This is a genomic window from Microbulbifer mixtoriginis (SeqCode) (assembly GCF_052466695.1).
The window spans coordinates 1,834,757-1,853,682 of record NZ_CP174285.1 but is presented as its reverse complement, the minus strand read 5'-3'; the positions used below and the strand labels follow the sequence as shown (position 1 = coordinate 1,853,682).

General features: G+C 51.9%; 14 protein-coding genes. 11 read left to right on the top strand and 3 right to left on the bottom strand.

What is annotated here, in order from left to right:
• Positions 1–17 precede the first annotated feature (17 nt).
• From zipA to ACJJI0_RS08015, 10 genes are all read left to right on the top strand, one after another.
• Complete coding sequence (zipA, locus tag ACJJI0_RS08060) at positions 18–1,052, top strand: cell division protein ZipA (RefSeq protein WP_444885446.1); 1,035 nt, start codon at positions 18–20, stop codon at positions 1,050–1,052.
• Positions 1,053–1,207: 155 nt separating this feature from the next.
• A complete protein-coding gene (gene ligA, locus ACJJI0_RS08055) occupies positions 1,208–3,259 on the top strand; it encodes an NAD-dependent DNA ligase LigA (protein WP_444885445.1) in 2,052 nt (683 codons plus the stop codon).
• Positions 3,260–3,470: 211 nt separating this feature from the next.
• Complete coding sequence (locus ACJJI0_RS08050; RefSeq protein ID WP_152456343.1) at positions 3,471–3,905, top strand: hypothetical protein; 435 nt, start codon at positions 3,471–3,473, stop codon at positions 3,903–3,905.
• 294 nt (positions 3,906–4,199) lie between these two features.
• A complete protein-coding gene (locus ACJJI0_RS08045) occupies positions 4,200–4,646 on the top strand; it encodes a DUF4399 domain-containing protein (protein WP_444885444.1) in 447 nt (148 codons plus the stop codon).
• A gap of 58 nt (positions 4,647–4,704) precedes the next feature.
• Entirely contained in the window at positions 4,705–6,093 is a 1,389-nt protein-coding gene (locus ACJJI0_RS08040) for a class II fumarate hydratase (protein WP_444885443.1), read from the top strand.
• A 340-nt stretch (positions 6,094–6,433) separates the two neighbouring features.
• A complete protein-coding gene (locus ACJJI0_RS08035; RefSeq protein ID WP_252085344.1) occupies positions 6,434–6,634 on the top strand; it encodes a hypothetical protein in 201 nt (66 codons plus the stop codon).
• Positions 6,635–6,638: 4 nt separating this feature from the next.
• On the top strand, positions 6,639–7,709 hold the full coding sequence (locus tag ACJJI0_RS08030) for an AraC family transcriptional regulator (RefSeq protein ID WP_252085345.1): 1,071 nt from the start codon (positions 6,639–6,641) through the stop codon (positions 7,707–7,709).
• 176 nt (positions 7,710–7,885) lie between these two features.
• Positions 7,886–9,679 carry an acyl-CoA dehydrogenase C-terminal domain-containing protein gene (locus ACJJI0_RS08025; RefSeq protein WP_252085346.1) on the top strand — a complete coding sequence of 598 codons (1,794 nt, stop codon included), beginning with the start codon at positions 7,886–7,888 and terminating at the stop codon, positions 9,677–9,679.
• Positions 9,680–9,762: 83 nt separating this feature from the next.
• Positions 9,763–10,110, top strand: a complete 348-nt coding sequence (locus ACJJI0_RS08020) for an SCP2 sterol-binding domain-containing protein (RefSeq protein WP_252085347.1) — start codon at positions 9,763–9,765, stop codon at positions 10,108–10,110.
• A gap of 140 nt (positions 10,111–10,250) precedes the next feature.
• Positions 10,251–11,885 carry an AMP-binding protein gene (locus tag ACJJI0_RS08015; RefSeq protein ID WP_444885442.1) on the top strand — a complete coding sequence of 545 codons (1,635 nt, stop codon included), beginning with the start codon at positions 10,251–10,253 and terminating at the stop codon, positions 11,883–11,885.
• A gap of 583 nt (positions 11,886–12,468) precedes the next feature.
• Here ACJJI0_RS08015 and ACJJI0_RS08010 read toward each other — a convergent pair.
• Both ACJJI0_RS08010 and ACJJI0_RS08005 read right to left on the bottom strand, forming a co-directional pair.
• Positions 12,469–14,232, bottom strand: coding sequence for a M28 family metallopeptidase (locus tag ACJJI0_RS08010; RefSeq protein WP_444885441.1), 1,764 nt, complete (start codon positions 14,230–14,232; stop codon positions 12,469–12,471).
• Between the two features lie 179 nt (positions 14,233–14,411).
• Entirely contained in the window at positions 14,412–15,614 is a 1,203-nt protein-coding gene (locus tag ACJJI0_RS08005; RefSeq protein ID WP_444885440.1) for a phosphatidylinositol-specific phospholipase C domain-containing protein, read from the bottom strand.
• 811 nt (positions 15,615–16,425) lie between these two features.
• Here ACJJI0_RS08005 and ACJJI0_RS08000 point away from each other — a divergent pair.
• Positions 16,426–17,316 carry a hypothetical protein gene (locus ACJJI0_RS08000; RefSeq protein WP_444885439.1) on the top strand — a complete coding sequence of 297 codons (891 nt, stop codon included), beginning with the start codon at positions 16,426–16,428 and terminating at the stop codon, positions 17,314–17,316.
• A gap of 72 nt (positions 17,317–17,388) precedes the next feature.
• Here ACJJI0_RS08000 and ACJJI0_RS07995 read toward each other — a convergent pair whose 3' ends face one another.
• The gene (locus ACJJI0_RS07995; RefSeq protein WP_444885438.1) at positions 17,389–18,513 is read right to left on the bottom strand and encodes a M14 family metallopeptidase; all 1,125 of its coding nucleotides are present in this window, start codon (positions 18,511–18,513) and stop codon (positions 17,389–17,391) included.
• Positions 18,514–18,926: the final 413 nt, after the last annotated feature.

The window sequence follows — 18,926 nt, the reverse complement described above, 5'->3', positions numbered from 1 at the left end:
AAAGGAGGAGCGCTTAAATGGATAACTGGCTGGTTACGATCCTCGTGGTAGTGCTGCTTGTAGTGGTGCTGGACGGCGTACGCCGCGCAATTTTACGGCAGAAAGCCGCGGTGAAGGTATCGCGGAATCTGTCCAAAGCGATGCAATCCGAAGTGGGGGGTGATGCGGACCCCCTTGTGCAGGAACCGGCTCGCCCGCCTGAAACAAGTGGTACCCCCGGAGATTCCCAGGAAGAGACAAAGCCGCGACCGGCAACCAGTGAATTGCCAGGTCAGGTGCGTGTTGTGCAGAGGCGTGCAATGGAAGATGCACTGCATGTGAACCGCCAAGTGCAGGAGAGCTTTATTTCCTCGCGCAAGCCCCTCGCAGGCAGTGCACCGCAGCGCAACTCGCATGAGCAGGGGGTGCTGGACCTGGAGGAGCAGGTGCCCACCTTGATGGATTCTGTGGGCGAGGAGCAGCGCTTTGAGCCGGCGCTGGATGAGTCTGAGAGCTTCAATGCGCTCACCGAAGAGCGGGTAGAGCCCATATCCCCGCGGGATGAGCCCCAAGCCCGCGAAGCCGATACGGTTGTGTCGCCAAGCAAAGAATCCGCTGTAGAGAAAAGCTCGGTCCGCGATGAAGTGCTGGTTATTAATGTGATGGCACCCGAAGGCGATTACTTTGAGGGCAACGATCTTCTGCGGGTAATGGTGGCCTCTGGTATGCGTTTCGGAGAGATGAATATCTTCCATTACCACGAGGGAGGCGGTGCCGATGGTGCAGTGATATTTAGCCTGGCCAATATTGTGGTGCCGGGTGTTTTTGACCTGGCACAAATGGAGGAGTTTGCCACCCCGGGGGTCAGTATGTTCCTGGCATTACCGGTTGAGGGCGAGGCGATCCAGGCATTCAATCAAATGCTTTCTACCGCTTACAAAATTGCCGAGTTGCTCGGGGGCGAGTTGAAAGATGAAAATCGCAGTGTTTTCACTGCCCAGACTGCTGAGCACTATCGTCAGCGTGTCGTGGAGTATCAGCGTCGCCGGGCCCTGAGTAAGGCGCAAGGCTGATAACCTGCAACACTATTTGTTCGCATAGTTTTACAATTCTTGCTTTGTTACAACGCGGCCCCAGGCCGCGGTTGAGCCTGAGGGCTTTTCCGCGAGCTGGGGCCGTTGTTGCATTTGAGTTTAATTTTTTTGATTTATTTTCACTCGAACTGTCGATGACCAAACAATCCATACCCCAGTCAATACGCGAGCGAGTAGAGGCTTTGCACGAGCTGCTCCTAAAAGCTAATTATCAATATTATGTGCTGGATAATCCGGAATTACCGGATGTGGAGTACGATCGCCGCCTAAGAGAGTTGCAGGATATAGAGCAACAATACCCAGAGTTGCTGAGCCCGGATTCGCCTACCCAGCGGGTCGGCGCAGAGCCGCTATCCTCCTTTTCGGAAGTGCGCCACGAAGTGCCCATGCTTTCTCTGGATAATGCCTTTAGCGACGAGGAGCTGCTGGAGTTTGATCGGCGGGTGAGAGACCGCCTGAATAGCAAGGGCGCAATCGAATATGCCTGTGAGCCCAAGCTGGATGGTATCGCTATCAGTCTGCTCTATCGCAATGGCATTTTGGAGCGTGCGGCGACCCGTGGTGATGGCACCACTGGCGAAGATATAACGCAGAATGTACGCACTGTGGGCTCGGTGCCACTGCGTCTGCGTCGAGAAAAGGGGGTCACTGCGTATCCGACAGTGCTGGAGGTGCGCGGTGAAATCTATATGCCCAAGGCGGGCTTTGCCGAGTTAAATCGCAAGGCTGCCGCCGCGGGCGAGAAGCTGTTCGTCAATCCTCGCAATGCGGCGGCGGGCAGTCTTAGACAGCTCGATTCCCGCATTACCGCGCAGCGCCCGCTTGAGCTTTGTGTCTATGGTACTGGGCTGGTCGAGGGGGCCTCTCTGCCGGAAGAGCATCTGGCAACGCTCGAGTTGCTGGGGCAGTGGGGATTTCGGGTGAATAGCGAAATGCGTTTGGCGGCGGATATTCAGGCCTGCATCGAATATCACCGCGAGCTCGGCGATAAACGCGAGGGCTTACCCTACGATATCGATGGCATTGTGTTTAAGGTCAATAGTATTCCCCTGCAGCGCCGTTTGGGTTTTGTTGCCAGGGCGCCGCGCTGGGCTATGGCCTATAAATTTCCCGCTCAGGAAGAAATGACCGAGCTTTTGGATGTGGAGTTTCAGGTGGGGCGCACTGGGGCGGTTACCCCAGTGGCGCGCCTTAAGCCGGTGTTTGTGGGTGGGGTAACCGTCTCCAATGCGACTTTGCACAATCGCGATGAAATCCAGCGCCTCGGTGTGATGATCGGCGATACCGTGGTAATTCGCCGTGCTGGGGATGTGATTCCCCAGGTGGTTTCGGTTGTGGAGAGTAAGCGCCCGAAAGATGCCCGTGTAATTGAATTTCCAGCGCACTGCCCAGTGTGTGATTCGCCGGTGGAATCCACTCCCGGGGAAGCCGTTGCCCGTTGCAGTGGTGGTTTGATTTGTAGCGCTCAGCGTAAGCAGGCGATCAAACACTTCGCTTCGCGCAAAGCGATGGATATCGATGGCCTGGGGGACAAATTAGTAGAGCAGTTGGTGGATGAGGGGCTGCTGCACTCGGTTTCCGGCCTCTACCACCTCGACCTCGAGCAGGTTGCCGGGCTCGAGCGCATGGGACAGAAATCTGCACAAAATCTACTCGATGCCTTGGAGCGCAGCAAAGATACAACCCTGCCCAAATTCCTTTATGCCCTGGGTATTCGCGAGGTGGGAGAGGCGACTGCGCGCAACCTAGCTCGTCATTTCGGCTCCTTGGAGGTATTGATGGCGGCCAGTGAAGAGGCACTACAGGAGGTGGAAGATGTGGGACCTGTTGTTGCCCATTTTGTTGCCGAGTTCTTCCAGCAATCCCACGCCCAGGAAGAGATCGAAGCCTTGCGCCAGGCGGGTGTGCACTGGGTGGTGGAAGAAGTCGCAGCCGAGGAGCAACCCCTAGCGGGCCAGACCTGGGTGCTGACTGGAAAATTGGAAACGCTGTCACGCAGCGAGGCCAAGGATTACCTGCAACGTCTTGGTGCCAAGGTGGCTGGTAGTGTCTCTGCAAAAACGCACCATGTAGTGGCGGGCCCCGGTGCCGGTTCAAAATTGAACAAGGCACGGGAGTTGGACATTCCGGTGATGGATGAAGAGGGTCTGATGGATATGTTGCGCCAACGGGGATTTGAAATTTAATCTGTCGCTGCGGGCACTGTGAATTGGTGCTCGCGCCTCCCGTTAAATCTCACAAGTAATTTATAAAAAAATTGGCGATGATTATGGTAATGCCAATGATCACCCGTGGAGTTATGGCTTTCTGGTCGCTTCGCCGTTAAAGTGCATCTCCGAGATCTTTTTTGCCCTGGGTACCTGATGTCCGGTGGCGCTGCGGTAAGGAAAGGAATTAATGCTTCAGGGCGATCAGGAATCCATAGTCTACGGTTGTATCAAAGACAGCAATAGCCTTGCCGGAGGTAGCGAACGCCGTCGTATTAACCGCAATGCGGTACTCGCTCTGCCGAGTGCCGACGAGTGGCCCTTTCTCTGTCGCGATATGTTTTCTATTCCCACCATTAAAATGAAGCAATCCCAATACCAAACGGATGTGATCCACTTTGGTGCCTCCTATCGTGCGGTAGAGTATGAATGGGATATGTGGATTCAGAAGTTTGAGGAATTGTTGAGAAGCATGTACTGGGTGTCCGCCACTGTACACTTGGAAACCGAGCTTTCCGGAGTGCACTCCTTTAGTTGGGAAGCTGCTGGCCTCTATCATGAACCCGGAAGTGGTGACATGCAGGTACGCTGTGAATGGACTCAGGAGGGGCGGGTGAGTGTCTAACTTGGCAAGCTCACTCCGCGCCTCAATCCCCGGTATCCTGGGTCTTTTTTTTTAGCTCTTAATACTCCTTCTTTACAGAGTCCTCCTCTGCCTAAGGCTTTTCGCGAGGTGTCAGTCACAGATTTTGGCGCTCGCCTTCGGTTCGGCAACTATATTCCCTGGAACCCCCTTTCAGTGGGACTTTGGTCTGGTAAAGTGCTGTTTGCCACCCCGCCGCAGAATGTGGGGTTGGTGGGCTGTTCAGCCAGATGATAAGAATTGGCGCCGTAGGCGCCTTATCAGGAAGCAAAGATTATGATCAAAGTGAACTCTCTACTTTTCGCCAGTGCCTTGATGTTGTCGCCGCTGTTACAAGCTGCGGAACACGGCAGCAAGACCGAAGCTGCGGAAAAGGCCCCGCAGCAAACCAAGCTCTATATTATCTCCCCGAAAGATGGCGAGAAGGTGCCACAGACTTTCACTGTAAAATTTGGCCTGTCCGGCATGGGTGTGGCTCCGGCGGGTGTAGAGCGTGAAAATACCGGCCACCACCACCTGCTGATTGATGTGGATGATATGCCGGACCTGAGTAAGCCCCTGCCCGCGACTGAAAATATCATTCACTTTGGTGGTGGTCAGACAGAGACACAAGTTACCTTGCCGCCCGGTAAACATACGCTACAACTGGTGCTGGGCAACTATATGCATGTGCCTCACAAGAATCCGGTGGTATCGAAAAAGATTACCGTTGTTGTCGAGTAGATCCCGGCCAATTCCACATTTCTGAACGGTGCACATAAGTGCACCCTGAGGGACACAAATGGGCGATAAATTCCGCATTGAAAAGGACAGTCTCGGCGAAATCCAAGTGCCACAGGAGGCGCTTTACGGAGCACAGACCCAGCGTGCCGTAGAGAACTTCCCTGTCAGTGGCAAGCCCCTACCCGCTGAATTTCTCCGGGCCATAGTGCTGATTAAAAAGTCTGCTGCCGAGGCCAACAGGGATCTGGGCTTGCTGGATAAGGCGAGGGCGACAGCGATTATCGACGCCTGTGATCGACTTGGCGATGAGGAGTTTGCGCGCCATTTTCCTGTGGATATTTACCAAACCGGTTCCGGCACCAGTTCAAATATGAATGTGAACGAGGTGCTGGCGCACCTTGCTGCAGAGGGCAATGGCCTGTTTATTAGCCCCAATGATCATGTCAATATGAGTCAAAGCAGTAATGATGTGATTCCTACGGCGATACATGTATCGGCTCTGCTGGCAGTGCGCGACAAGCTGCTGCCAGCGTTGCGTAATCTTCATACCGGGATATGCAATAAGAGCGTCGAGCTGGAGAGCGTGGTCAAGACAGGCCGAACCCATCTGATGGATGCTGTTCCTATCACTATGGCCCAGGAGCTGAGTGGTTGGGCGGCACAGGTGGAAGCTGGTCGAGAGCGCATCCGTGGCTGTATGCCGCGCCTGGCACAGTTGGCCCAAGGCGGCACGGCGGTGGGCACTGGTCTCAATGCCCACGCTGACTTTGCCGAGCTTTTTGCGCAAAAGTTGAGTGCACACACTTCTCAGCAATTCCGCCCAGCGGAGAATTTTTTTGAGGCGATTTCCAGCCAGGATACTTCAGTGGAGTTGTCTGGGCAGCTCAAGGTTTTGGCAGTATCCATGATGAAGATTGCCAATGACTTGCGTTGGATGAACAGTGGTCCCTTGGCAGGTCTCAAGGAGATTGAGCTCAAAGCCCTGCAGCCGGGCAGCAGTATTATGCCCGGCAAGGTGAACCCGGTGATTGCTGAGTCTGCCGCAATGGTGGCGGCAAGGGTGATGGGTAACGACGCAACCATCACAGTGGCCGGACAAAGTGGCAATTTCCAGTTAAATGTAATGCTGCCCCTGGTGGCCAGCACATTGTTGGAGAGCGTTCACTTGCTCGCCAATGCCGCGCAGTTGCTGGCGGATCGGGCTATCGCAAGCTTTACCGTGAATCGCGCCCATATTGACGAAACCCTGGGGCGGAACCCTATCTTGGTTACCGCCCTGAATCCGGTCATCGGGTATCTGAAGGCCGCTGAAATTGCTAAAGCGGCCTATAAAAGTGGTCGTCCGGTGATGGATGTGGCGCTGGAGATGACCGATTTGGATCGCAAAACTCTTGAGGGACTGCTGGACCCGGCACATCTGGCGAAGGGAGGATTGGTGGGGGAGTAGCGACTCTTTAAATAGGAGGGGGTTAGGCAAAGACCGCGATGCCCAGCATTATCAGGGTGACAATCAGTGTCATAAGTATCATCCAGCGGAAGAGGCGCAGCAGGGTAGCCTGATCTTCGGGTTCCAGCATTCTTCTGGGCATTTGCGCCTCCTGCGGCGTTGACAGATACCTGCCGATCCCTCACGATTCGACGCCGCGTCGGTAGCTGGGGAACATTTGATTAATTTCACAATGTTTCATGGGGGCTTTTTACAGGCTCTTAGGTGCCGACAATACAATGGTAGCGCCACAAGAAGTGGCTATCTCACCTGTTTTAAAAATCAATGTATCCAGATCACCATGGCCAATAAAAGTCGCCGCTCCTTTATTACCAGCGTGCTCGCCTGTGTCGCATTTGTTGCGGCGGCGATCTTTAGCTGGGACCTGCCTGTCAAGGATGTCCTTTATTACCTGGTCCTTTTGCTGTTAGCGCTGTTTGTCATTATTGCAGCTGCGTTGGGTTTTGGGGCCGTATTGAGCTGGTTACGCAGGCGAAAGTAGACAGATGGCGGCATCAGAAGAGGATATTCGTATACCCATTGCCTACCTGGAGCGATTGCTAGAGGAGGCGATACGCCACGGCTGCGACAAAGCCGAACTGCTCGAGTCGGTCGGTATTGATGAGCATGAGCTGGAGGGTGTGGCGGCATTTTCGGCGATAAAATACGGCCGTCTTTACCAGCGGGTTATGTGGCTGGCCCAAAATGAATGGTTTGGCATGCTCAGTGGCGGGCGAGTGCGTTCGGGCTCTTTCCGCTTGCTGTGTATGGCGGTGGTCAATTGCGCCACTCTGCGCCAGGCAATTACTTTGTGTGCCGAGTTTATGGAGATCTGTCGCGGCTTTAAAGTGAAGCCGGAGCTGCAGGATGGAGAAAATGGCCGCGTGCGGGTAGAAATCCACGGTATCAGCTCCCTGGAAAAAGGGGAGTTTGATCGGCTGTTGGCCGCCACTAGCCCCAGTGTGGTGCGCACTACCTTGGCAGTTTGGCACCGTTTCTACTGCTGGTTGGCAGGGCGTGAAATCCCGCTGGCACGTTTGCATTTTTCTTTCTCCTGTCCGGAAGAGTTTCGCAGCTTGGCTCAGAGCGAAGCGGGCGAACTGTCTTTTGAGCAGCCATTCAATGCCCTCGAGTACGATGCACGTTATCTCGATTACCCGGTGGTGCAGAGCCCCCAGATGGTGGAGGATTTTATCCGCACCGCGCCTTATCATCTGGTGATTAGCGACGGCAGCGCCAACAGCATCAAAACCAAGGTTAAAACCATCCTCAACAGGGATGTCAGCGAGTCCATGCCCGCCGCCGAAGCTGTGGCAGAGCGGCTCAATATGTCGGTGACAACTTTGCGCCGCCGCCTGCAGCAAGAGGGCACTTCTTACCAGAAACTGAAAGATGAGTGCCGTATGGAAGCGGCATTCCACTACCTGAGTTGCCCGGATCTCTCCAATGGACAGATTGCCGAGATGCTCGGGTTTGATGAATCCAGTGCTTTTTTCCGCGCCTTTAAGAAGTGGACTGGGATCACGCCAGGCGAATACCGCCGCGGGGGTCGAGCCGCTGCTGGCCTGGATATTTGACTGGCCTGGTCACATTTTTTCGAATTCCCGCCTCGATTTGTCACCGCTTTGGACGGATTTCGCCATAGAGAGGGCTGTAGCCTTACTACTATGATGAACCAATCTTATTAATTAGTCACAAATATGACCGGGCAGTTTCTGGCTGGTCTTAACATAACCGAATTGAGGGTATCAGGATGACCGATATCAAAGTGCCACTGCGTGAAATGCGTTTCGTAATGCGCGAGATGCTGGACTCAGATAAGCATTACGAGTCTCTGGGTTTTGAGGAGGCCACTCCTGATGTCGTGGATGCCATCCTGGAAGAGGGTGCTAAGTTCTGTGAAAACGTACTGGCTCCGCTGAATCAGATCGGCGACCAGCAGGGCTGTACCTGGAAAGACGGTGAAGTCACCACTCCAGAAGGCTTTAAAGAGGCCTATCAGCAGTTTGTAGAAGCCGGCTGGCCGGCGCTGCCCCACGATCCCGAATACGGCGGTCAGGGCCTGCCGCCCTCTCTGGGCACCATCATGAGTGAAATGGTGGGTATTGCTAACTGGTCTTGGGGTATGTACCCCGGTCTTTCCCATGGTGCCATGAACACCCTGGAAGAGCACGGTACCGACGAACAGAAGGCGGTTTATCTGACCAAGCTGGTTGAAGGCAGCTGGACCGGCACCATGTGTCTGACCGAGCCTCACTGTGGTACCGACCTGGGTATCCTGCGCACCAAGGCTGAGCCCAACGACGACGGTTCTTACGCGATTACAGGTACCAAGATCTTTATCTCCGCCGGTGAGCACGACATGACCGACAACATCGTGCATATCGTGCTGGCACGCCTCCCAGATGCGCCGGCTGGCACCAAGGGGATCTCCCTGTTCATCGTGCCCAAGTTTATGCCTAACGCTGATGGCTCTATCGGTGAGCGCAACGGTGTTGTATGTGGTTCTCTGGAACACAAGATGGGTATTCACGGTAATGCCACCGCAGTACTGAACTTTGACGGTGCTAAAGGCTTCCTGATTGGCGAGCCCAACAAAGGTCTGAACTACATGTTCACCTTTATGAATACTGCGCGTCTGGGTACCGCTTTGCAGGGCCTTGCCCACTCCGAAATCGGCTTCCAGAAGTCCTTGGCTTACGCTAAAGATCGCCTGCAAATGCGCTCCCTGTCTGGCGTTAAGAACCCAGAGGGTCCCGCTGACCCAATTATCGTGCACCCTGATGTACGTCGCATGCTGATGACCCAAAAGGCCATCTCTGAAGGCAGCCGTATGTTGGTTGTTACTTGTGCGCAACTGGTTGACATCACTCATAAAGGTGATGAGGAAGCGAAGAAAGAAGCGGAAGATCTGCTGGCATTCCTAACGCCGATCGCTAAAGCATTCATTACCGAAGCCGGTCTTGAGTCTGCCAACCTGGGCCTGCAGTGCTTCGGTGGCCACGGCTACATTGCCGAGTGGGGCATGGAGCAGAATGTACGCGATGCGCGTATCTCCACCATCTACGAAGGTACCACTGGCGTTCAAGCACTCGACCTGCTGGGTCGTAAGGTATTGATGAGTCAGGGTGAGCTGCTGCGCCACTTCACCAAGAAAGTGCACAAGTTCTGCCAGGCGGAAATTGATAATGAAGCGCTTGCGCCTTTTGTTACCAAGCTGCAAGAGCTGAACAAGCAGTGGGGCGACCTGACTCTGCACGTAGGCGGTAAGGCCATGGAGAATGCGGACGAAGTTGGTGCGGCTTCCGTGGATTACCTGATGTTCTCCGGCTACACCGTGCTGGGTTACCTGTGGGCGCGTGCTGCTAAAGTAGCTAACGAGAAGTTAGCTGAAGGCACTGCTGAAGTAGATTTCTATCAAGCCAAGCTGAAGACTGCCCGTTTCTATTTCGAGCGCATCCTTCCGCGTACCTCCAGCCATGCTGAAACCATGCTGAGCGGTGCGGCCAACCTGATGGATCTGGACGCAGAACATTTCGCGTTCTAAATCCAACCTCAATAAAAAACCGTCGGTCTTCACCGGCGGTTTTTTTTACCGGCGCCGAAGTGGCCAATGACGGAGACATTCCGATGCAATTGCCGGATTCAGTTCAGGAGCGCCTGCGGCGCATAGCTTGTTTGCACCCACTTGCTCGGGTACAGTTCCGCCTGCCGGATGCCTGTGACTTTTATGTTTACGTAAAAGGAGCTCCGAATGATCTCGAAGTGGTTTCTGAGTTCGGGCAAACGGAAGAACCGGCGCTAATATTGGAAATGGCTAATCACACTTTGAATGCGATTTTGGCTGGCCATTTAAACGCTAGACATGCTTTTTTGTTGGGAGATGTCCAATACTCTGGAGATAGAGAATTGGCCGCTGCGTTGGCAGGTTTGTTTCCTGCGCAGGGTAAAGAGGACGATGGGTTTGGAGAGGCATGAATAAGCCTCTTTTTTATTGTCTCGCAACATACTACAAACAATAAATAAATTCTCGCTGGCTCCGAAAAATGGCAGGTTTCGTCTATAAGGGCGAGAGATGTGAGCAAGCGATAACAACAATCAGGAATGGGAGAAGAGAGTTGGACATTGATCGCGGCATTCTCGATGTATTTAAAGGCGCTTGCGCCAAATTTGGTGACCGACCGGCTTTCACCTGCCTGGGGCGAACTCTGACTGTCGGTGATATCGACACCTTGAGCGCGAAGTTCGCATCTTATTTGCAAAATCACACCAATTTGAAACCCGGTGATCGCATCGCTATCCAGCTGCCCAATGTACTGCAGTACCCTGTAGTAGTATTTGGTGCTTTGCGAGCTGGACTTGTGGTCGTCAATACCAATCCGCTGTATACCCAGCGTGAATTAAAGCACCAGTTGAATGACTCCGGTGCCAAAGCATTGGTTGTACTGGCGAATATCGCTGATACCGCTTCGGCTGTTGTTGCTGAAACCAGTGTTGAGAAAGTGATCGTTACTGAGATCGCAGACCTGCACAGCCCTTTAAAGCGGGTTCTGATCAACGGCGTTGCCAAGCACATCAAAAAAATGGTGCCGGAATTCTCTTTTGCCCAGCAGGTAAATTTCCGTGAGGTACTGGCTCTCGGTGCACAGAAGGGCAATGAGGATGTTGAGCGCGCACCAGAAGATATTGCCGTGTTGCAATACACCGGTGGCACCACCGGTGTTGCCAAGGGTGCGATGCTGACCAACCGCAACCTGGTTGCCAATATGCAGCAGGTTCTTGAAGCGTTTGGTAGTGGTATGAAAGAGGGGGAGGAGTTCTATATTGCGCCGCTGCCGCTCTACCATATTTACGCTTTCACCATCCATTGCATGTGCCTGTTCTCCACCGGCAACCACTCTCTGCTGATTCCAAACCCGCGCGATATTCCCGGCTTTGTGAAAACCCTGAAAGGGCAGCGCTTTACCGGCTTTGTTGGCCTGAACACCCTGTTTAACGGCTTGATGCTGAATAAAGATTTTGCCGAATTGGATTTCAGTAAGCTGCACTCCACGGCTTCTGGTGGTATGGCTCTGACCAGAGACACTGCCAAGCGCTGGGAAGATATGACCGGCTGCGTGGTTATGGAGGGCTACGGTATGACCGAGACTTCTCCGGTTGTTTCTTTTAACCCCACCGAGGGCGTACAGCTGGGTACTGTGGGTATCCCGGTTCCGGGAACTGAAGTTAAAGTCGTGGATGAAAATGGCAACGATCTGCCGAATAATTCTCCCGGTGAGCTCTGTGTGCGTGGTCCCCAGGTAATGAAGGGATACTGGCAGCGCCCAGAAGCTACTGCCGATACCCTCGATAGTGAAGGTTGGTTGAACACCGGTGATATGGCGGTGATTCAGGATGATGGATACATCAAGATTGTGGATCGCAAGAAGGACATGATTATTGTGTCTGGCTTCAACGTATATCCCAACGAAATTGAAGATATCGTCAGTGCCCATCCAAAAGTGACCGAAGCCGCTGCAATTGGTATTCCCGATGAAAAAAGTGGTGAACAGGTGAAGCTTTTTGTTATCAAGGCTGACCCGTCTTTGACTGAGAAAGAAGTTATCGCTTTCTGTCGAGAGAATATGACGGCATACAAGGTGCCGAGAAAGGTTGAGTTCCGTGAAGATTTGCCAAAGACAAATGTCGGTAAAATCCTGCGTCGTGAACTGCGCGATGAAGAATTGAAGAAAAAGGATGCTATCGGCGCTTAGTTATAAGTTTATCCGGCAATTATTTGGCGGATAACTGCGACACAAGGATGTGTCGCCTGCGATAGCCGTTTCCTAAATCCCGCCCTCTAATAAGCCTGTTTAAATCTGCCATTCTCCGCTGGTCTCAACTGTTTCAATATATCTTCAGTTGCGACTAGAACACTTAAGTGCACACTTGAAAAAGTGCTCGGATCTTTCCGTTGTTAATACTTTCGTGACCAACTTTTTTTATTGTTAATTTCCTTATCTTTTTTTGGGAAAACCTAGTGAAGTTAAAGTGACCATTTATTAGTAGGCTGCCCTCACCCCGATGTGGTGTTGAAAAACATAGGTCTAATTGAAGGGGATCTCTATAACGCGTGACAATTATCTAGGATTTGCTTGGATATTTTTATCTTGTGTAGGGAGTGTTTAGCTTTTGTCCGATTGCCATGCCTCGCGATTAAAGTGACGGCAGGTGCTGCAAAACTGAATGAATCAATTTCCAAAGAGTTTATAGTGGTGGCAAGGTCGATGAGAAGGATATGGACTCTACGGCAGTAGTACTGATGGTATCACTGCCGTAGAGTGGCTGGAGAGAGGGTTACTTACGGGCTTCGGCACTCGCATCGCGAATTGCGCGGAACTCGTTGCCCTCATACCAGTTGGGCCAATCGCGGCTGTTGGCCAGTTTCAGGCCTAGTTTTAGGCCAAGCTGCAGGTCCATTGCCGAGCCCTTCAGATTCCAAGAGGGGTCGTACTCATCGCCAGGCTTGTGGTAGTGCTGGCTAACATACTCGGCACCCTTTGCCTGGGCCCACTCGCGGCCATGCTCAAAGTTGTCGCTGCCGGAGTCGAAATACAGCATGGGCACGCCTTTCTTCGCCAGGCTGAAATGATCTGAACGATAGAAGTAGCCGCGCTCCGGGTGCTCTTCCGGGGCTAAATAGCGGCCTTGTCCTTTGGCGGATACCTCCAGCATTTGCTCCAGCTCACTGCTGCCATAACCGATTACAGTAATGTCACGGGCTGGGCCCAATACGTTCATGGCATCAAAGTTAATGCCAGCAACGGTTTTCTCCAAAGGAGCGACAGGTTTTTCGGCGTAGTACTTGGAGCCGAGCAGGCCTGACTCTTCAGCCGTTACGGCAACGAACAGTAGCGAGCGCTCTGGGCGATCCAGCTTCACCGCCTCAGCGGCCATAGCGATTAAACCAGCGGTACCGGTGGCATTATCGACGGCCCCGTTAAAGATCTGGTCTTCACCATCTGCATTTTTGTTAACGCCCAGGTGGTCCCAGTGCGCGGTGTAGACAATCACCTCGTCGGGGTGCTTGTTGCCCGAAAGCTTGGCAACCACGTTGCGAGAATTAGACTTCTGCAGGCTGTTTTTCAGTTGTACGCTGGCGGTTATCCCCAGAGCCTTGGGTTTGAAGCCCTGAGTTTTGGCTGCGTCCATTTCCTTTTGCAGATCGAGACCGGCGGAGCGGAATAGCGTATTGGCGGCTTGATTGGTCATCCAAGCTTCAATAGCAACCCGGTCTGCATTCTTATTTTCGGCTTCGAGGCTGACTTGTGCACCGGACCAGGAGCCACTAACCACTTCCCATGGATAGCCCGCAGCACCGGTCTCGTGAATGATAATCGCACCGTCAGCCCCTTGGCGGGCGGCTTCCTCGAACTTGTAGCTCCAACGGCCGTAATAGGTCATGGCATTGCCATTAAACAAGGCCTTGTTCTGGGTCGCGTAACCGGGGTCATTCACCAAAATAACCGCAGTCTTGCCTTTCATATCCAATCCGGCGTAATCGTTCCAGTTATTTTCTGGAGCGACAATGCCGTAGCCCACAAATACCAACTCGCTGTTCTCCAGGGAAGAGCCTGCGGTCTGTCTTTGGGTGAAGGCCACCATATCGTCTATTGGTTGCAGGTTTTGCTCGAAACCATCGCCCTTGAATGTCAGGGGGGTGGTTTCAATTTCCATTTCCACGATAGGGACTTGCTGGAACCAGCTGGGTTTGCCGGCCGCATCCATAGCCCCAGGCTCCAGGCCCAGCGCCTTGAATTGCTCCGCCAGGTAATTCACGGTGAGCTCTTCACCCTTGGTAGCGGGAGCGCGCCCTTCAAACTTGTCGGAAGCAAGGATCGCAATGTGTTTGTGCAGGTCTGCAGCTATGGCATCGACCTGAGCCTGTTCGGCTTCACTGAGAGATAACTTGGCACTGTCAGCATGGTGGTGTTCGGCATGGGCTGCGTTGTGATCAGCCTCCGGCTTGGCCGCTTCAGTGGTGCTTTTGCCACAAGCGGTTAGTGCGCTGCCGACGGCAATGGTCAAACCGAGGCGACGCCAAAGAGTAGGGATTCGCATAATTATGTCCTGTGAGTCTTGCTCAGACACGGATTATGCACGATATAGAGCAAACTAACGACAATTCTTCGGTAGTCGGCTAGTCAAGCAGGCTGGTACCGCTGGAAGAGAAAAGGGAGAGCCCGCGCATACTAACGCGGGCTCTAAAGGATGTTTGTAAGTGAAGAGTTGGGCTGGGATTACTCGCTGCGCAGCCACTGGCCTTCAGTGGATTGGTCTTGATAGTTAATCCAGACCTTGTCGTAGCCCGTGGCTTCCTTCGCTGCTTTTAGGGCTTGGTTGTCTTTGCTGTTGGTGGGTACCTCAAAGACGTACTGGCTGCCAAGGGCTTGGCAGTTGGCGCTACCGTAAGCCCAGGGTCCGGTAGAGGCAGTGGCGACCCAGCTACCGTCGGTTACATTCTTGCAGGCGAAGCTGTATTGATTGCTGCAGTTGGCATCATTCCAACGCCCGTTGCCCCACTGCATTGCACAGTCTTCATTGTTGAGGTTATTGGGTTCGTTCTGATCCCAGGACCAGATTGCGGCGGCGATACGGCCGTCACTAGTATTCATATTGTCCAGGTTGATAATGTTATGCCCCTGGGCAAAGCCATTGCGTACATCGTTAGCGGTGATCCTCTCAATACCGCCATTGAAGATTTCTCCAATGGTGCCGATAGTGGTGCTGTCTTCCCAGACGCGACCAATCTCACCGAGGCCGGTAAATGCCATATTCTTCATGCTGTTATTACCCGAGCATCCGCCATCTTTCCATACGACAACCTGTTTTCCGGCAGCCAGTACCTGATTCTTGGTCAAGGTGCTTGGAATACTCTGGCAGCCGCCGCTGTAGTAGATTCTATTGCCAAAGCGGCTGGTAATCTGGTCGTAAAGATCCTGGTGGCGTCCGTCGGAGTGGTCTTCGATGTATAGGATAATAACCTCATCCTGGTTGGCGCTGTCCTCAAGCCAGGCTTTCACCTCATTAAAGCCCTCGGTAGCATACTTGTCATTCAGGCTGCACAGCCCATGGCAAAGCAGCAAGCGTTTGGGGTAGGAGAAGAGGTTCTCCATTTTTGCTGTCCAGTGGACGTCCAGTTCAATAAATCTTGCTCCCATTCGCAGTTGATCCTTAATGGAGTATTCCTGCTGGGGGTCTAGATAGCGGCAACCAACGGAGAAATTACAGGCTCGATAGACCTCTGAGTTGTAAGTGTTGTGGGTACCGAGAATATTATTCTCACTCATTGGGGTGTGGTTATCGATTTTACGTTGCAGGTCCAGGGCTCTGCCTGTCCAGCTATTTTGAAAGTCGGAAACTGTGTCTGCCCATAGTGGTGAACAGATAAGCAGCGACAAAACGGCTGTAATCTGGATTGATTGCATGATATTGAGTTTCATTATTATTCTCCGGGGGCTTTCTGGACGGATAGCCTTTTCGTTCGCTTGGGGTTTTAAGATAAATAGAGAGATTTTTTAATCTTTTATGTTCAATTATTTTGCGGAACCCTATTGGTACCTTTTTATTGTTTTCTTTTTTTACTACGGGCGGATTTTTCTGTCTAGAGAAAGTGGTGTGATTTAGCAGCTTTTGGGATATTGGTTTGGTTTTGTTGGGATTGCTTGGATAGAAAGTTCCAATATCCCATTGATAATGTTCTGTAGTGACCAGGCATTCCATTTTTGCGGGTTTTTTAATACAAAAATACTCCAGTTAAGGGTCGCTATTGATGCCATAGGGCAAAGTTGTTGGCATGATAAACCCCTTATACCCACTTGCCTCGGAAGCTGTGTGATGGGTTGGTGGGTTTTTTTTCTTTTTGGCTATTGCCATAAGCCATAGATGTTTGATCTGAACTTTTTGTTCCTTTTGCCTTTGGAAGGGGGTGGGAACTCAGGATTTGAAGTTGCGATACTATTTCATTCAATTTTAAGTGGATTTATGGGGTGCCAATATTGAGCTATTTTGAATTAATAAAATCTATATTTTTTTAAATTTTATATTGCTCTTTGGTCGCCCTCCAAGATAGCAGTACTTGCATATGATTAGTTGCTTTTGGGGGTGTTCTGCAAAGTGTACATCGGTTTGACTTGAGTTTAAGTGATTTCAGCTTTTATGCTTTTTTGTGTTCTTGTAAATGAGGTATAAAATTTTATGTGTTACAAGAGGGAAAAGTATATTGCTCTCTAATTTAATGTTGGATAATTGCTGGTGCTAAAAATGATAAAAATAAATTGTTTGTTGATAAGTTTATTCTTTGGTTTTTCTGTTGCTGTCAATGCGTATCAGTCAGCGTATTGTGCCGATCCCATCCTGGAAGTAGATTTTGATGGAGTTGTGATTGCTGGTTCCAAGCAGAGACTAGTGAATGTTGCCCTCAGTGGGGAGCCGATGCGGGTGGGTTGGGATTTGGATTTCGATGGAGATAAACAATCAGACCTCACGCATTGGTCAGATGCACAATTTACCAGTGTGGTATCGGGAGAGGTGGCGACCAAGGTCCAGTCTGTACACCGACAAATTCCCAGACTTGAGGATGAAAAAATAGAGCTTTCCACAGATTTTGGGCAGTGGCATGGTCTGCTGGATAGTCGTGGGATTCTACTCGGACGTTTTGAACACTCCAAAAGAATAAATGAAGATCGCGTCCATTCAATCTGGTGCTTTACCGAGCCCCCTCGTAAAACCTGGAAAATGGTGTTTCAACATGATCGCGCCGGTAGCACTATTGAAGGTGAAAAGTCTCAGTTAGTGGATGCTGTGGAAGGAGGGTGGGCGATACGGCTTGGTAGGCTAGATTTGACAAAGGAAAAATTAGAAAAAGAAATTGCTGCAAACAAAGTAGCGGAACTAGTACCTATCTCAGTGCAAATCTCACCTGAGGGAGAAGTCATTGCGCAATTACCGCAAAGTTTTCTTCCAAAGCATTTCCTGGATTCCAGTATTAACCAATATGCAAATAGTAAGGTTCTTTGGGGGGCTAAAGTTAGTACTGCAGGTGAGCTTGATTTAATTTGGGAGGATTTACACAGCGGGCAGATCTCTCGTCAACGGCGCAGCCAGATGGGGCTGGCCTGGTTTGTTGAGCGACCTGTAAAGTGAATTGCTGATAGGCTCAGTTTTATTTCGGAGTATGCCCCGGCTTATTGGGCCGGGGCTCAAGCTGATTTGAAATTACTTCAGGATTTTTAGGGTCTCGCGTATTGGGAACAAAATATCGCGGGCTAATTGCTGGCTGCGGGCTGGGGACCACCCCTCTACAGGGTCAGGCAGGTTGTCGTTATCCTTAAATGGCATTTCCAGGGTCAATGCCAGAGTGCGGAACTGATGACCGGCCCAGGCGGTGCCAATGGTAAGGTTGGCTTCGCCAGGTTTGTCCAGCTCATAACCGTGCTCGGTTTGAAAGTCGGGGCTGATAGCCTCGTAGGCCTGTTTAAAGGTTTCTTCCAGTTTTGAGTGGCGCTCGTCATAGCCGGGAATACCTTCACAGGCAGCAACGAAGTTATAGGGAAGTGCTTCGTCTCCATGAATATCTAAGAAGATATCCCCGCCGATTTCCAACATCTTTTCCCGAACGAGGAATACTTCCGGGCTGCGCTCCATGGTGGGATTGAGCCACTCGCGATTCAGGTTGGCACCAGCGGCATTGGTGCGCAGGTGGCCGCGAACGCTTCCGTCGGGGTTCATATTGGGGACTACGTAGAAAACGGTATCTGCCAGCAGTTTCTGGGCTTGAGAGTTGGCATCATCCAACAGCGCCTCAAGGAAGCCCTCTACAAACCACTCCGCCATGGTTTCTCCGGGGTGCTGGCGTGCAATCATCCATACCCGATGCTTGGCGGTTTCGGCATCTCCGATAGTGAGCATGGTCATATCGCGTTGGTCGAGGGTTTTGCCAAGGGTTTGGATTTTTACCCGCTCATTGCTCTGAGCCCAGGCCAGCAGATCCAGGTGGCGCTCCCAGGAGTAAGGTGCGAAGTAAGCCAGGTAAATACTGGGCTCATCCAGGGTTACGGTAAAGTCGAGAGTCTTGCCATCGTAATTGGCGCCGATGCGGAACCAATTCTGACGGTCATAGGAGGCGCACACCCGATAGTTTTCCCAGCCTTCCGGGTAGGCGGATTTACCTGCATTGACAATACTCAGTGGATAGCTTGCGCCCACCTCACCTTCTAGTCGAAAGTGAAACCACTGGTAGAAATCGGAGTTATTATCCTGGCGTATAGCCAGCTGAATAGGGCTGCTTTCAGCGTTGATCACTTCGATATTGCCGCTGTCAAAGGCACTGGTTATGTACATGTAGTGAGCTCCACTCTTGTTGTTGGGCGCAGGATACAGCTCTGGAGGGATTTTTTCAGGGGGAGAGTGGGGGATTTCGCCACTTGAGGGTGCAATTTTGCGCTTTCTGAAATTAAAAAAGCACGGTACCGAATTCGATACCGTGCTTTAGCCATTCCATGGCGGCACCCGCTACGACTACTGCTCCCTGAAATTTCCGGTGTCGGACCCCTGGCGACTGCTCACTGCCCGGCCTGATCACAAGTGCGTCAATCCACACTGTCAGAAATCGACTACATCTCCTTAACATCCCGCAACAAGTGCTGGTTAAAGTTTAGGCAGTTCGATTGGGCAATTGTTGTACGTTGGTGCAGATAGGCGTAAATTTGCTTATCTTTCACCCCGTCGATAATGAGTTGATTGAGAGCTGTAGG

Bases quoted from the DNA above. Each gene is read 5' to 3' on its own strand.
- zipA (WP_444885446.1), top strand. From the start codon at position 18: ATGGATAACTGGCTGGTTACGATCCTCGTGGTAGTGCTGCTTGTAGTG.
- ligA (WP_444885445.1), top strand. From the start codon at position 1,208: ATGACCAAACAATCCATACCCCAGTCAATACGCGAGCGAGTAGAGGCT.
- ACJJI0_RS08050 (WP_152456343.1), top strand. From the start codon at position 3,471: ATGCTTCAGGGCGATCAGGAATCCATAGTCTACGGTTGTATCAAAGAC.
- ACJJI0_RS08045 (WP_444885444.1), top strand. From the start codon at position 4,200: ATGATCAAAGTGAACTCTCTACTTTTCGCCAGTGCCTTGATGTTGTCG.
- ACJJI0_RS08040 (WP_444885443.1), top strand. From the start codon at position 4,705: ATGGGCGATAAATTCCGCATTGAAAAGGACAGTCTCGGCGAAATCCAA.
- ACJJI0_RS08035 (WP_252085344.1), top strand. From the start codon at position 6,434: ATGGCCAATAAAAGTCGCCGCTCCTTTATTACCAGCGTGCTCGCCTGT.
- ACJJI0_RS08030 (WP_252085345.1), top strand. From the start codon at position 6,639: ATGGCGGCATCAGAAGAGGATATTCGTATACCCATTGCCTACCTGGAG.
- ACJJI0_RS08025 (WP_252085346.1), top strand. From the start codon at position 7,886: ATGACCGATATCAAAGTGCCACTGCGTGAAATGCGTTTCGTAATGCGC.
- ACJJI0_RS08020 (WP_252085347.1), top strand. From the start codon at position 9,763: ATGCAATTGCCGGATTCAGTTCAGGAGCGCCTGCGGCGCATAGCTTGT.
- ACJJI0_RS08010 (WP_444885441.1), bottom strand. From the start codon at position 14,232: ATGCGAATCCCTACTCTTTGGCGTCGCCTCGGTTTGACCATTGCCGTC.
- ACJJI0_RS08005 (WP_444885440.1), bottom strand. From the start codon at position 15,614: ATGAAACTCAATATCATGCAATCAATCCAGATTACAGCCGTTTTGTCG.
- ACJJI0_RS07995 (WP_444885438.1), bottom strand. From the start codon at position 18,513: ATGTACATAACCAGTGCCTTTGACAGCGGCAATATCGAAGTGATCAAC.